Source organism: Chryseobacterium sp. C2(2020) (assembly GCF_014218915.1).
In the GTDB taxonomy this organism is placed as follows: Bacteria; Bacteroidota; Bacteroidia; order Flavobacteriales; family Weeksellaceae; genus Chryseobacterium; species Chryseobacterium mucoviscidosis.
The window spans coordinates 1-15,169 of the sequence record NZ_JACLCT010000018.1; the positions used below are offsets into that span (position 1 = coordinate 1).

General features: G+C 37.4%; 10 protein-coding genes. All 10 read left to right on the forward strand.

From position 1 onward, the window contains the following. The first annotated feature begins 112 nt into the window (after nt 1-112). The 10 genes from H6W52_RS11610 (at nt 113) to H6W52_RS11655 (ending at nt 14,985) form a co-directional block, all read left to right on the forward strand. A complete protein-coding gene (locus tag H6W52_RS11610; RefSeq protein ID WP_206608143.1) occupies nt 113-736 on the forward strand; it encodes a hypothetical protein in 624 nt (207 codons plus the stop codon). A 208-nt stretch (nt 737-944) separates the two neighbouring features. Continuing rightward, the gene (gene typA, locus H6W52_RS11615; protein ID WP_087710637.1) at nt 945-2,750 is read left to right on the forward strand and encodes a translational GTPase TypA; all 1,806 of its coding nucleotides are present in this window, start codon (nt 945-947) and stop codon (nt 2,748-2,750) included. Nucleotides 2,751-3,556: 806 nt separating this feature from the next. Beyond that, entirely contained in the window at nt 3,557-5,155 is a 1,599-nt protein-coding gene (locus H6W52_RS11620; RefSeq protein WP_308196692.1) for a glycoside hydrolase family 10 protein, read from the forward strand. 282 nt (nt 5,156-5,437) lie between these two features. Beyond that, on the forward strand, nt 5,438-5,701 hold the full coding sequence (locus H6W52_RS11625) for a hypothetical protein (RefSeq protein ID WP_123891972.1): 264 nt from the start codon (nt 5,438-5,440) through the stop codon (nt 5,699-5,701). A gap of 334 nt (nt 5,702-6,035) precedes the next feature. Further along, nucleotides 6,036-6,605: a helix-turn-helix domain-containing protein gene (locus tag H6W52_RS11630; RefSeq protein ID WP_084196320.1), complete on the forward strand. Its 570-nt coding sequence runs from the start codon at nt 6,036-6,038 to the stop codon at nt 6,603-6,605. A 363-nt stretch (nt 6,606-6,968) separates the two neighbouring features. Then, nucleotides 6,969-9,794: a TonB-dependent receptor gene (locus H6W52_RS11635; protein ID WP_116098576.1), complete on the forward strand. Its 2,826-nt coding sequence runs from the start codon at nt 6,969-6,971 to the stop codon at nt 9,792-9,794. Between the two features lie 10 nt (nt 9,795-9,804). Continuing rightward, complete coding sequence (locus H6W52_RS11640; protein WP_116098575.1) at nt 9,805-11,106, forward strand: DUF5690 family protein; 1,302 nt, start codon at nt 9,805-9,807, stop codon at nt 11,104-11,106. Nucleotides 11,107-11,118: 12 nt separating this feature from the next. After that, a complete protein-coding gene (locus H6W52_RS11645; RefSeq protein WP_116098574.1) occupies nt 11,119-12,273 on the forward strand; it encodes a TIGR03364 family FAD-dependent oxidoreductase in 1,155 nt (384 codons plus the stop codon). Nucleotides 12,274-12,279: 6 nt separating this feature from the next. After that, nucleotides 12,280-12,951: an HAD-IA family hydrolase gene (locus H6W52_RS11650; protein ID WP_116098573.1), complete on the forward strand. Its 672-nt coding sequence runs from the start codon at nt 12,280-12,282 to the stop codon at nt 12,949-12,951. A gap of 180 nt (nt 12,952-13,131) precedes the next feature. After that, nucleotides 13,132-14,985, forward strand: coding sequence for an alkaline phosphatase family protein (locus tag H6W52_RS11655; protein WP_116098572.1), 1,854 nt, complete (start codon nt 13,132-13,134; stop codon nt 14,983-14,985). The last annotated feature ends 184 nt before the right edge of the window (nt 14,986-15,169 follow it).

Below are 15,169 nucleotides of genomic sequence, written 5' to 3' on the forward strand. Positions count from 1 at the left end.
TTTACTTTATCTAATGATTGACATTTATAACATTTCATAATACTAATTTATGAAATATATTTTAATTTAACAATACCTAAAAGATATTTATAATCGTAAAATTTTTAAATTTTTGCAGGCAGGAATATTTTTCAATACTAATTTTTCCTGTAACGTATTTATATTAAAAACAACTCTAAGAATGCTTACTCAATATAAATCATGTAAAATGAAACAAAATGCTATAATATGGCCGGAAAAATATACTCCGGGCACAACCGACAATTACTGTTCAAATGAGGTGATCGTAAAAGATATAACCGCCTCTGAGGTTTGGCCTTACCTTACTAATCCGTTTACTTGGCCAACCTATTACTCCAATTCTTCAGATATTGAATTTTTAAAAGCTGGCGATAATGAATTGTATCATGATGTACGATTCCGATTCAAGACTTTTGGTTTTCCGATAGAGGCTCAAGTTACCGAGTTTGTGCCTCCTTCAGAAAATGAACCTGCAAGACTTGCTTGGCATGGTTGGGCAGAAGGTGATGAAGAGGCTCGGTTGGACGTAATCCACGCATGGCTTATCGAAGATCTACCGGGTAATAGAGTACGTATTCTCACCCAAGAGAGTCAAATTGGCAAACCTGCGCAGCAATTGGCTAAACAAAAACCTAATCCAATGATAAATGGTCATCAGGAATGGCTTGAAGGCTTGATAGACGCTATCATTAAATCAAACGATACACGACTTTAGTGTAAATATTTAAATCCTCTATGCTTACAGAATTTCTTTGAGCAAATATATTTGTGCACAACCACAAAACTTGACATAATATTTCTAATTATGAGGATTTTTTTAGATGCTAATATTTAAATTCCTCATTATGAATTTGTTAATTAACAAAAGTTATTGATGCATATTTCATTAAAAATCACTATTTTTGCACCCGTAAAAATCTTATATGCAAAACATTAGAAATATTGCGATTATCGCACACGTTGACCACGGTAAGACTACCTTGGTTGATAAGATCATCCACGCAACCAATATTTTCAGAGAAAATCAGGAGAGTGGGGAGTTAATTATGGATAACAACGATCTTGAAAGAGAAAGAGGGATCACCATCTTATCCAAGAATATTTCTGTTACTTATAAAGACACGAAAATTAACGTAATTGATACACCGGGTCACGCCGATTTCGGAGGAGAGGTAGAAAGAGTACTGAAAATGGCAGACGGGGTAATTTTGTTGGTGGATGCGTTCGAAGGACCAATGCCACAGACAAGATTCGTACTTCAGAAAGCTTTGGAATTAGGATTAAGACCTTTGGTGGTAATCAATAAAGTAGATAAGCCAAACTGCCGTCCGGATGAGGTTCACGATCAGGTATTCGATCTTTTCTTCAATCTGGATGCAACTGAAGAGCAGTTGGATTTCCCAACGTTCTACGGTTCTTCTAAACAGGGATGGTTCAACACTTCATTAGAGCAGACTGAGGATATTTTACCATTACTGGATGGTATTTTACAGTATGTTCCTGCGCCGAAAGTTACAGAAGGTAACCTTCAGATGCAGATTACTTCTCTGGATTATTCTTCTTTCTTAGGAAGAATTGCGATCGGAAAAGTAACGAGAGGAGAAATTAAAGAATCTCAGTGGATCGGTCTTGCACAGGCAGACGGAAAAATAGCAAAAGGAAAAGTAAAAGAACTATACGTTTTCGAAGGATTAGGAAAGAAAAAAGTAACTGAAGTTCAGGCAGGAGATATCTGTGCTGTGGTAGGTTTCGATGCGTTCCAGATCGGAGATTCTTTCGTAGATCTTGAAAATCCTGAACCATTGGAAAGAACGGCAATTGACGAGCCTACGCTAAACATGACGTTCTCCATCAACAATTCACCTTTCTTCGGGAAAGACGGTAAATATGTAACGTCTAACCACTTAAAAGAAAGATTAACCAAAGAATTAGAGAAAAACTTAGCATTAAGAGTTCAGCAGACCGACGATGCCAATACGTTCCTGGTTTTCGGTAGAGGTATTCTTCACTTATCAGTTCTTATTGAAACCATGAGAAGAGAAGGGTACGAAATGACGATCGGTCAGCCACAGGTTATCCTTAGAGAAATCGACGGAGTAAGCTGCGAACCTTACGAATCTTTGGTAGTAGACGTTCCTGAAGAATATGCTTCAAGAGTAATCGACTTGGCTACTCAGAGAAAAGGTGACCTTCACATCATGGAAACAAAAGGAGAAATGCAGCACATGGAATTCGAGATTCCTTCAAGAGGTTTGATCGGATTGCGTTCTCAGATGTTAACAGCGACTGCGGGTGAAGCGATTATGGCTCACCGTTTCACAGAATACAAGCCTTTCAAAGGAGCTATTCCGGGAAGAAACAATGGTGTGTTGATCAGCAAAACACAAGGTCCGGCTACAGAATATTCCATCAACAAACTACAGGACAGAGGTAAGTTCTTCGTAGATCCGGGAGAGGAAATCTACGCAGGAATGATCATCGGTGAACAGAACAAACCGGGTGACCTTGTGGTAAACATCGTGGAAGCGAAGCAGTTGAACAACATGAGAGCAGCAGGTAAAGATAAAGATACAGGAGTTGCTCCGAAAATCTTATTCTCTCTTGAAGAATGTATGGAATATATTCAGGGTGATGAAGCCATTGAGGTAACGCCGAACTTCATCCGTATGAGAAAGAAATTACTTTCTGAAGAAGACAGAAAAAAAGTGGAAAGAGCAGCTAAAGCTTAATTTTACTTTTATAATATAGTAAAGCTCCGATTTTTCGGGGCTTTTTTTGTTTTAAATAAGAGGATGTTTAAAATTCAATCTGTCATTCTGAATGGAATTTTGCGAAGCATTATGAAATGAAGAATCTTTTTAGAAATTAATCAAAATAGGAGGGGATTTTACTCGGTTTAAATATTCGGTAAAAATTCTGGCTTTAGTCAGAATTCAATATAAAACTTGCCTAAACTTTTTTACCGCAAAAGATGCAAAAGATTGTAATATTTAGTTGTTTAAGCTTAATAATTAAATCGAAAAAAATAGCATATAAATTTAAAAGATCAAAGATTTTTTATCTCTGCATACTTTTGAAATACTTTGAATAAATCCAATAAAGTCTTTTATCTCTTTTGCGTAAAGTAAAAGAATTTGCTCCTTTAGGAGCAGAATCTGTGTAGAGACAAGAATAAATCCGTCAATCAATCCATAGGATTGATATCTATACTGCGATAAATTTTCTAAAAATAGCGTTACTAAGGAACGCAGAACGCCTTGTGAATATGTTTTCTACACAGATAAAAACTTTATAGAGTTTTCTTTTACTTTAAACGACTTTTTAAGATGAGTTTAAAACATCTATAAGTAAGGAAATCATTTAGAGTTTACCTAAGTGAAATACCTTAGCAAACCTAAAACAGATAGCAGTCAAAAAACTTTGTTTACTTTCCTGTTAAAACATTAATAATTTAAATCAAAGTACAAATAATTCATTTTATTATCGTAATTTAAAATCAACAAAATAAATTAATGTAGTTTTGCAGACTATGAGAATGAATACCCTAAAAATGATCGTTTTATCGGGATTTTTTACATCATTTGTTGCCTGTTCCACACAGAACAACGCAGTGAAAGCTTCCACTCCCGTAAAAAATTCCGTTAAACCCAACATACCAAAACCTCCTCTTCCTATTACAAGCACAGACCCTTCGGCTATACCTCCGAATGACGACACTTTCCGAACCAATCTTCCGGAAATTAAAAGAGAATTTCGCGGAGCATGGATTGCGAGTGTTGCCAATATCAACTGGCCTTCAAGAAATAATTTATCCGTCGATCAGCAGAAGGCAGAAGCCATTTCCATGCTGGATATGCTGAAAGATAACAATTTTAACGCGGTGATTTTTCAGGTAAGACCTTCCGCAGATGCTTTGTACACCAGTAATCTGGAACCTTGGTCATATTTCCTGACCGGACAGACCGGAACCGCTCCTTATCCGAATTATGATCCTTTACAGTTCTGGATCGAAGAATCTCACAAAAGAGGACTGGAACTCCATGTGTGGCTGAATCCGTACCGCGCTCATCATTCGAACGGAGGCTCACCCAACAGTTTATCTATGGTGAATAAGCTTTCCGACATCGTCATCCGCCTGAAAAACGGAATGTACTGGTTTGATCCGGCAGATCCGAAAACGCAGGGACACGTTTCAAACGTCGTAAAAGATATTGTAAAAAGATATGATATTGATGCCGTCCATTTTGATGATTATTTCTATCCTTATGCTACCTACAACAAGGGAGCGGATTTTCCCGACAATAAAACCTGGAATGCTTACGTAAGCAATGGAGGAACCTTAACGAGAGCCGACTGGAGAAGAGATAATGTGAATAAATTTGTAGAAAGAATCTATAAAGAAATCCACGCAGAAAAAAACTACGTGCGATTCGGGATCAGTCCGTTCGGGATCTGGAAACCGGGTTATCCGGAAGGAGTCGCAGGTTCTTCTCAATACGATGAGCTTTACGCGGATGCCAAATTATGGTTAAACAAAGGCTGGGTAGATTATTTTTCACCACAGTTGTACTGGCCGATAGAATCTAAAGGGCAGCCTTTTGAAGGACTGCTAAATTGGTGGAAATCCGAAAATACCATGAACCGCCATTTATGGCCGGGTTTGAATACGGTGGAAATTAAAACTTCTGACCGTCCGACAGAAATTAAAAATCAGATCGAAATATCACGGCAGGTTTTAGGGAAAGATGCAGGGGAAATTCACTGGAGCATTGCCGGTTTAACCAAAAATGCCAACATGCTTCCTACACTGAAAAACGGACCTTATAAAGAAAAAGCGTTGGTTCCGAAAACATCATGGATAAAAGTTATTCCTTTGCAGGCCCCGACTTTGTTCATCAATAACAACGGAAACTTTGCGCAGATAAGCTGGAGCGTAAAAAATATAAAAGAAGTCTTCCAATGGGTGCTTTTTACCCAGTACAACGGAATCTGGGAAACTGAAATCCTTACACTGGATCAGCTTTCCAGAGAAATTCCTAAAAATAAAGACGGAAAAGTACTGAATGCAGTTGCCATCAAAGCCATTGACCGATTAGGAAATGAAAGCGACTATATTGCCAAGAAAATAAAATAATTTTAGCAAATAAAGATAAAATTCAGCAGTATTAAACAGGCTGCTGTTTTTTTATTTTAACCACAAAGTCACAAAAGATTTTGATGCATCTTTAATAGTTAACAAGCGTAAGAATAAAAGCACACAACAGTTTTTAAAAATCTTTGATTTTTATGCTTTTGAATACTTTAATTATTTTGAAACTGAGCCTTATCATTATCTTTTGTACCTTTTGTGGTTAAATTTTCCTGTCATTCTGAATGAAATTTTGCGAAGCAATATGCAATGAAGAATCTCTTAAAAATGACAGTTTTATTGGTTGAAAATGTAAGCCCTTTTTTTCACCACAAAGTCACAAAAGATTTTGATACATTTTTAAAAGTTAACAAGCGTAAGAATAAAAGCACACAACAGTTTTTAAAAATCTTTGATTTTTATGCTTTTGAGGACTTTAATTATTTTGAAACTGAGCTTTATCATTATCTTGTGCGCCTTTTGTGGTTAAATTTCCCTGTCATTCAGAATGGAATTTGCGAAGCATTATGCAATGAAGAATCTCTAGTCTGAAATTATTTTGATTTTCCTACTCCACTTTTTTTTACTCAAAATGACAGTGTTGCCGCTTAAGAAGGCTTTTTTTTAACCACAAAGTCACAAAAGATTTTGATACATTTTTAAAAGTTAACAAGCGTAAGAATAAAAGAAAATAACAGTTTTTAAAAATCTTTGATTTTTATGCTTTTGAGGATTTTAATTATTTTGAAACTGAGCTTTATCGTTATCTTTTGCACCTTTTGTGGTTAAATTTCCCCCAAATTCCGGATAGTTGAGAAGAATTGTCATTTAATATAGTAAATTTGCTTCTGCATATAATAACCGGATCTGGCTAACTGTAAATGATATGAATGATTTTTTAATAGGCATTGGAAAAAGACTGAAAGACATCAGAAAAAAAAATAATTTAACCATTAACGAATTAGCTTTCAGAGCCAATGTAAGCAACGGACTCGTTTCCAGAATAGAAAACGGAAGAACGATTCCTTCACTTCCCGTTTTGTTGGATTTAATCCAGTCTCTGGAAATTGATGCAAGTTATTTTTTTGAGGGGGTTGAGAAAAAATCAAACGCCAAATTCATTTATCTGCCCAAAGAAAACCAGCAGCTTATTGAAAAAGAAGTGGAAGCGGAAGGGTTTAAATACATGCATATCTTCAGCAAAAGCCTTCATTCTTTAGGTTTTGAAGCGGTTTTACTCACCCTTGAACCCAATGCCAAAAGAGAAAAAGTAATAACTGATGCATGGGAATTCAAGTATATTCTGAAAGGAGAAGTAAAATATCTGATCGATAATGAAGAAGTGATATTAAAAGAAGGAGATTCTCTTTATTTTAACGGAAAATTCCCGCACGTTCCGGTGAGCATCAGTAATGAAAGCTGCATTATGCTGGTTTTGTATTTTTACTCAGGGTAAATTTTACGTCTCTTTTTTAATTATTTATTTACAAATATTCAATTATTATTTTTCATAAAAGTTTACAAATACGCAACTTTCTGTTTTTTATCAAACCTTCTGATTTAACTTTAAATTAATCTTTGAGCGTTTGTTTTTTTGAAAATTTTATTAAACAAATATGCATTGCATATGGTGTCCTTTCTTCCGAAACACTTATTAACACTCATGTTTTTCCAATATAAAAGAAGAATACGGTACTTTTTGCTGGTAAAACTGAGGTAACAATTCTGCTTCATTTATTAAACATTACTTAATATGAAATAATTACATATATTAAAATTATTGACTTTTTTTGTGGTGTAAATTTAATATATGTAAACAATGGAGCCGATAATAAAAAAATCTCTATTCCCTCTTTTTGCCTGTTGCAGTATCTTTATCTCTGCCCAGCAACAGATCGTTACAGGAATTGTTTCAGACCATAACCAGCCGCTTCCGGGAGCTGCCGTAAAGGTTGCCGGAACCTCCAAAATCATCATGACCGATTTGGAAGGAAAGTTTTCCGTCAATGATCTGAAACCGGGACATTATGACCTGCAGATCTCTTATATTGGTTTTGAAAATCAAAGTATTGCCATAGACTTGCAATCTCAGCAGACCATGGATTTGGGAATGATCTCCATGCTTCAGAAACAGAAAAACATTGATGAAGTCATCGTTACGGGATCTCTGAAAAACAGTGAGGCAAGAGCTTTAAATCTTCAGAAAAACGCAATCAATATATCCAACGTTATTGCCTCCGACGGAATCGGAAAATTACCGGACCGAAATGCTGCGGAAACCGTTCAGCGTGTGCAGGGAGTTTCCATAGAAAGAGATCAGGGAGAAGGGAGATTTGTTTCTCTGAGGGGATTGCCGCCATTCTGGGCATCAACAACCATCAACGGAAACAGACTTCCGACTGCGGAGGAAGAAACCACTTCCAGAGCAACCGCTTTCGATTTTTTTCCGACAGAACTTATCTCTTATGTTCATGTGAACAAATCTTTTACTCCCGATATGGAAGCCGACGGAATCGGAGGCGGCGTGAATTTCATTACGAAAACACCGCCCATGAAAACCGAGTTCAAAGCAACACTGGGAAGCGGTTACAATGCTAAATCTGATAAAGGAGTCTACAACATAGGACTGCTTTACGGCGGAAGAACAAAGGATAAAAAATTCGGGTATTTATTCAATTTTGCACACTTCATCCGAAACTGGTCTACCGATAATTTTGAAGCCAGAAGAAGCGGGGATGAAGGTGTTTTCAGGTTAGAGCTTCGCGATTACAATGGGGTTAGAAAAACGACAGGAATCAACACGGCTTTTGAATATGTGCTGTCTCCCAAAACTACATTTTATCTCAAAGGGATGTACGGAACGCTTTCTGATGATGAAACGCACTATAAACACAGAATCCGTTTTGATAAATTCAGTTCCGCAAACAACACCGCAAGAGTAGAATTGCAGAACATCCATAACCTTCTGATTACAGAATTAACTTCGGTTTCTTTAGGCGCAGTTCATCAGTTAAACAAAGGGAAGATCGACTGGGATCTATCGTATTATGACAATAAATTCAAATACGGAAACATTCCCGATAAACAGAACAACTCCTATTTTGTCATTAAGTACACTCAATCCGGAGTGGTAATTGATCCTGCTTATATTGCCAATCACGGAATAGGTCCGAGAGCTTACTGGAAAGCCGATGGCGGAAAATTGTACTACAAAGATCCGGACGCGTTATTTGGCTTTTACAGCGATCCCAATTTTAAAATGGATGCCTCCAAAATGAGATTTACCGATCTTGAATTTTACAAAGTCTTTGTTGAAGAAAAGGATAAGATTGTCGCTGCTTTTAACCATGAGATCAATGCTTCAGATCGTTTAACCTTAAAATACGGCTTCAAATACAGGGATAAAGAACGGAATGCCAGATTCTCGGATATTTTCTACAACTGGAATAACGGAACGGCACCGCTTTTATCAGATTTTGGACAGTACATCACCACTCAGGCGAATGGAACTCAATATTTAAGCGAAATGAACACCCACATCGGGAATACGTTCGGTCCTGTTCTGTCGACATCGGGAATGGATCAGTTCTGGTTTCAGAATCAGGGAAATTTAAAGATCAATACAGCCGATTCGGAAGCTCTGGAATACAATAAAGCACTCGGAAGAAATTTCGATGTCTTTGAAAAACACGCCGATGCTTACGGAATGGGAACCTATAAAGTAAATGATAAGATCACCATTTTAGGAGGGATCAGATTATCGAATACCAATACGCAAGTAAAAGGATATAATGTAATCAACAATAGCTTAGTTCCTGTTGAAAACACAAAAAAATACCTTGCCGTTTTGCCGATGCTGCATGTTAAATACACTGTAAATGATAAAATAAATCTGCGTTTTGCAGCTACGAGAACATTTTCCAGACCCAATTTCGGAGATTTAACGCCGGGAGGAACATACAGCGAAGCGGACAACGAATTCAAAGGCGGAAACCCGAATCTGAATCCGACCTATTCTTTGAATTTTGATCTGATGGGAGAATACTATTTTTCAAACGTGGGAATTCTGAGTGGGGGAGTATTCTATAAATCTATTACAGACCCGATTTTTCAGGATTCTTTCATCGGAAACTACAACGGAATAAACGGCGTACAGTTCACCGCACCGAATAACGGAAAAGCAGCTTCACTAAGCGGAATCGAATTGGGCATCAACAGAAGATTCGATTTTTTACCCGGTTTCCTGCAATATTTCGGAACACAGCTTAACGCCACTTTCATGGATTCTGAAATGGTAAAACCAGGCGGAAGAAAAGTAAAACTTCCTTATCAGGCAAAAGAATTATACAATGTTCAGTTGTTTTTCGAGAAAAAAGGATTCAACGCAAGACTGGCGTACAATTACAAAGGCAAATATGCTGTGGAATATGCGGAAGATGATATCAATGATTCCTACTACGGCAAATACAGCAGTCTGGATTTCGGAGGTTCCTATCAGTTCACCAAACATCTCATGTTATATGCAGACGTGAACAACATTCTGAATAAACCGCTGATCTACCATTTCGGAAAAGACGAAACCCGTCCCGAACAGGTTGAATATTACGGGGTAAGATGCAACTTGGGAATAAAGCTTAATTTCTAACCGGATCACCATGATAAAAGCGGTCAATAAAAAAACAGCAGTAACCCTGAAAGCGGCTTTCGCGGCATTTGGAGTGTACTTTTGTATGTATGGTTTCCGGAAACCCTTTACAGTCGCCTCCTTCGAAGAACTTTCTTATTTCGGGATCGATTATAAAGTTTTGATAATCATTGCGCAGGTTATGGGATATTTTATCTCAAAGTTTCTCGGGATCAGATTTATTTCAGAATTAAAGCCGGAAAAAAGGATCTTCTATTTATTCATCTTTATTGCAGTTGCAGAAATTGCTTTGCTGGGTTTTGCCGTCATTCCCGCTCCGTACAATATTCTTTGTATGTTCATTAACGGGATTCCGCTCGGGATGATCTGGGGAATCGTGTTTTCTTATATTGAAGGAAGAAAGACAACGGAAATCATCGGTTTGTTTTTGTGTTCGAGCTTTGTGGTTTCTTCAGGATTTACAAAATCCGCAGGAAAGTTTTTAATGGATACTTTCCGTATTTCAGAATTCTGGATGCCTTTTTCGGCAGGATTGTTATTCATCATTCCGTTGCTCATATTCGGACTGATGCTGGAAAAACTTCCGCAACCTACGGAAGAAGACATTTTGTTAAAAAACAAAAGAGAGCCGCTTAATAAATCAGAAAGAAAAAAAATCATTCAGCAGTTTCTGGTTCCGATGGTCTGCATTACATTGTTGTATGTAAGTCTTACAGTTTTAAGGGACTTCAGAGATAATTTCAACCGCGAGATCTGGGATAATCTGCACATCAGATTCAGCAGCTCTGTCTTTACTTTAACGGAAATTCCGATTGCTGTTATGGTGCTTCTAATCTTAGGTTTTATGGTAAAGATCAAAAACAACAGAAAAGCTTTTGCCTTGTATCATTATCTTCTTTTTGGAGGGATTTTAACCGTAGGTTTTTCAACCTTTTTATTTGAAATCAAAATTATATCGCCTTTTTTATGGATGGTTCTTTCAGGTTTCGGAATGTACCTCTGTTATATCCCGTTTAACGGAATGTATTTCGACAGGATGATTGCCGCTTTCAATATCAAAGGGAACGTAGGGTTTCTGATCTATCTTGTCGATTCTTTCGGGTATCTGGGAAGTGTTCTGATTCTGCTTTACAAAAATTTCGGCTCACCGCAGACTTCATGGCTGAATTTTTATATCCGGTTAAACTACATCATCGTAGCCATTGTGCTGGTTTCTTCCTTCATCGCATTGGTCGCATTCAGAAGAAAATCAGGAAAAAATGAAATCAATAACCAACCGTACATCAATTTCGATCCTTCGAAAAGTATATAAATTATAGTAAAAATGACAACAAAATTCGATTTAATCGTTGTAGGAGGAGGCATTTTAGGAACCTTTCATGCCTATCATGCGCTGAAAAAAGGACTTAGAGTAGCTTTAATAGAGAAAAATTCGGTTCCTCAAGGAGCAACGGTAAGAAATTTCGGACAGGTCGTACCTTCCGGAATGGATCTCAAATGGCAGAACTTCGGAAGAGAAAGTTTAGCCATGTATAACGAACTTCAGTTTCAGGCTGATTTAACGGTACGAAAAAACGGTTCGGTCTATATCGCATCCAATGACGAAGAGCTTCAGCTAATTAACGAGCTGCATGAAATCAATAAAAATAATGATTATGAATCTGTTCTTCTGTCAAAAAGCGAATGCATCAGCAAATTTGATGGTCTTCGTTCAGATTACTGTAAGGGCGGATTGTTTTTCCCTCAGGAATTATCGGTGGATTCTGCTGAAATGATTGTAAAATTTCACCGATTCCTACAGGAAAAACTGAAGCTGGAAATTTTCTACAATACGACCATTGTTGAAACCCATGAAAATGACGGAGAATGTATTGCCATCACTGCAGCCGGAACAGCACTGAACGCCTCAAAAATAATCATCTGCGGCGGACATGAATTTAAAACGTTATATCCTGAAGTTTTTAACGAAAGTGATCTCGAAGTAAGCAAACTGCAGATGCTTCAGACAAAACCACAGGGAATTTATGCGCTTCAGGGAAATATTCTCACCGGACTTTCCATCAGAAGGTATGAAGCCTTTGAAGAATGTCCGTCTTTCAAAAAAATCAAGTCACTGGAAGACCCGAATTCCTTTGAGAAAAAATACGGAGTCCATATTTTATTCAAACAGACTTTGGACGGTTCGGTTATTTTAGGAGATTCTCATGAATATGCAGATGCGAAAAATGCAGATGATCTAGGATTTGATCTGAATATGGAAATAGATGAATTCATGATCAATGAAGCAAAGAAAATCATAGATCTTCCGACCTATGAGATCCAGAGAAGATGGTTTGGAGTGTATTCCCAGTGCAAAACAAAAGATATTTTCGAGTACAGTCCGTCTCCCAACATTCATATTGTAACGGGAATCGGAGGAAAGGGAATGACGGGAAGCGGAGGCTTTTCAAAATTTAATATAGATAAAATTTACGCATAAAATTAAATGAAGAACATAGAATTACTGGTTCTGGATATGGCTGGAACCACCATTGATGAAGATAACGTGGTATATAAAACGTTAATGAAAGCCATGAATGATTACGGATACAACGTTTCTCTGGAAAAAGTGTTATTAAGCTGCGCCGGAATGGAAAAACTGGAAGCAATCAGCAGTCTGTTAAAAGAAATAGGCGGAAATGAAGAAGACGCGGCTGCCATTTTTGAAAGCTTTTCGGATCAGTTAAAAACAGCCTATCAGAATTTAGAGGTAAAACCCATTAAGGGCGTTGAAAATTTCCTGATAAAGATGAGAGCTCAGGATAAAAAGATTGTTTTAAATACAGGTTATACTTCCGAAATTGCCCTGCAGCTTTTGGAAAAACTGGGCTGGAAAGAAAATGCGCACTTTGATGCTTTAATTACAGCCGACGATGTTGCGGAAAGCCGGCCGAGCCCGGAAATGATTCTTCTGGCTATGAAAAAATTCAATATTCAGGAACCTGAAAAAGTTTTAAAAGCAGGTGACTCCGTCATTGATATCGAAGAAGGCAAAAATGCAGGCTGCGGAGTTACGGTAGCTGTTCTTTCCGGAGCACAGAGCAAGGCTGAACTTGAAAAATCTAATCCCGATTATATTTTTAACACGATTTCTGAGGCTGAACGATTTTTTTACTAATTCTTTCAAATTACGCTTATTCCAATTCAGCCTCTTTTTTAATTTCTGAAATCCAGGAAATCAACTTTGTCAAAGTTTTAAACTTTGACAAAGTTCCCAAAGTTCCAAACGTCCCTTTTTTAAATTACTCAATCAACCTAAAGTTTGTAAAATCTTAAAATTCAAAACCCACTTATTATTATGAAAACAAAACTATTTTCAATGGCAGTCGTAATGAGCTGTTTTCTCGGAGCTCAGACGAAGAAAGTTCTTTTCATCGGGATCGACGGTTGTCGGGCGGATGTTATGATGTCTTCCGGTACGCCGAACATTCATGCACTGGCAGATCAGTCAATTTATTCTTTAGACGGTCTCTGTGCTGCAATTACTTTGAGCGGAAACGGCTGGAGCACGATGCTTACAGGAGTCTGGCATACGAAACACAATGTGCAGGACAATAATTTTACCAGTCCGAACTATGCAAATTACCCTGACTTTTTAACGAGAGCAGAAGCGTATAATCCCAATTTAAGAACTATTTCTCTGGCTCATTGGGCTCCGGTTAACAATACCATTGTTCAAAATGCCGATGTAAAGACTAATTTCACAACAGATCTTGCAGTGAAAAATGCGGCTGTAAATGCACTGCAAAATGATAATCCGGACATTTTATTTATTGATTTTGATGATGTGGATCACGCCGGACATTCTTATGGTTTTTCGTCTTCTGTACCGCAGTATGTTTCTGCCATACAAACCATCGACACGTACATCGGAGAAATTGTAAACGCCATGAAAAACAGATCAACGTACAATAATGAAGACTGGCTGGTTGTTTTAACCACGGATCACGGAGCGGTAGATAACGGGCATGGAGGCGGAAATCTTTCGGAAAGAAATATTTTTACCATCTATTCTAATCCTAATTTTACTCCTCAGCAAATCAGCAGAACCATTTCAGAATCTTCTAAAACGTTCAATCAGCTCAATCTTCCTGCAGGAACGTATGCAAAACCTACGAATCAGACTCCATTTAATTTTGGGGCAACTCAGGATTTTACAGTTGAATTCTGGGTGAAACCCAATGTTGCGTACACTAGTGATCCTGTAATGATCAGTAATAAAAACTGGGCAAACGGAAAGAACAAAGGTTTTGTAATTTCAGGATATTCCGGACAGACTTTTAAAATGAATATCGGCGACGGAACCAACAGGATTGATCTTGTGGGCGGAAAAATGGAACTCAATACATGGAAACACATTGCTGTAAGTTTCGACAGAGACGGACTTGTAACAATGTATGAAGATGGCGTTCCCGTAACTTTTGCAAAAATGAATACCATTGGAAATATTGATTCGGGACTTCCGTTTACAATCAATCAGGACGGGACGAATACCTACAGTCCAACGCTTGCAGCTTCCTACAGAGACATCAGAGTGTGGAAATCTGCGCTTCCGAATGAGGTCATCGTGAATTGGGCAAATCAGGATATTACGGCTTCGCATCCATATTATTCTCAATTGGTTGCCAACTGGAAATGTGATGAGGTTTCGGGAAATACACTGGCGGATTCTGGTCCGAATGCAAACACTGTTACGATTACCGGATCTCCTGCCAGAAATCTGAACACGGTTACTAATTTTAAAATTTATAATTATTTATCGACAACCCGGGAAACGGATCATTTGCCGACTGTATTGAACTGGCTTTGTATTCCCGTTCAGCCATCTTGGGGAATTGATGGGATCAACAGAATTCCGCTATGCGCCAACGGAATTTTATCTGCTTCAGAAACAGAGATTACAGCAATTGATTTTATGATTTATCCCAATCCTTCGAATCAGGATGTAAATATACAATTCAAATCAAAGGAAAAGGAAATGAAGATTGAAATTATTGATGCGAAAGGATCACTAATTTTATCAAAAAAAGTCAATTCTTCCGACGATGTTTACTATGAAAAATTCAATGTCGGTCATTTTCCGGCTGGGACTTATTTCATAAAAATAACAGGAAAAGGAAAGTCGCTTACCAAAACATTGATAAAGCAATAGTACAGAGATAACTTTTTTAGAGAAGACTTCCGTTTTTATATCTGAAGTTTTCTTTTTATATGAAAACTTCAGCTTCATATTTTAGAATAACTATAAATTATTAGATTAAAATATTGTAATTCAGTGGTTTGTGAATGTCTGTGAATGTTTTTGGTTAAAAATAAAAACTTCTCGGAACCATTTT

Coding starts and splice junctions, on each gene's coding strand:
- H6W52_RS11625 (WP_123891972.1), top strand. CDS start 5,438: ATGACAGTTTTATTGGTTGAAAATGTAAGCCCTTTTTTTCACCACAAA.
- H6W52_RS11630 (WP_084196320.1), top strand. CDS start 6,036: ATGAATGATTTTTTAATAGGCATTGGAAAAAGACTGAAAGACATCAGA.
- H6W52_RS11655 (WP_116098572.1), top strand. CDS start 13,132: ATGAAAACAAAACTATTTTCAATGGCAGTCGTAATGAGCTGTTTTCTC.
- H6W52_RS11645 (WP_116098574.1), top strand. CDS start 11,119: ATGACAACAAAATTCGATTTAATCGTTGTAGGAGGAGGCATTTTAGGA.
- H6W52_RS11635 (WP_116098576.1), top strand. CDS start 6,969: ATGGAGCCGATAATAAAAAAATCTCTATTCCCTCTTTTTGCCTGTTGC.
- H6W52_RS11620 (WP_308196692.1), top strand. CDS start 3,557: ATGAATACCCTAAAAATGATCGTTTTATCGGGATTTTTTACATCATTT.
- typA (WP_087710637.1), top strand. CDS start 945: ATGCAAAACATTAGAAATATTGCGATTATCGCACACGTTGACCACGGT.
- H6W52_RS11640 (WP_116098575.1), top strand. CDS start 9,805: ATGATAAAAGCGGTCAATAAAAAAACAGCAGTAACCCTGAAAGCGGCT.
- H6W52_RS11650 (WP_116098573.1), top strand. CDS start 12,280: ATGAAGAACATAGAATTACTGGTTCTGGATATGGCTGGAACCACCATT.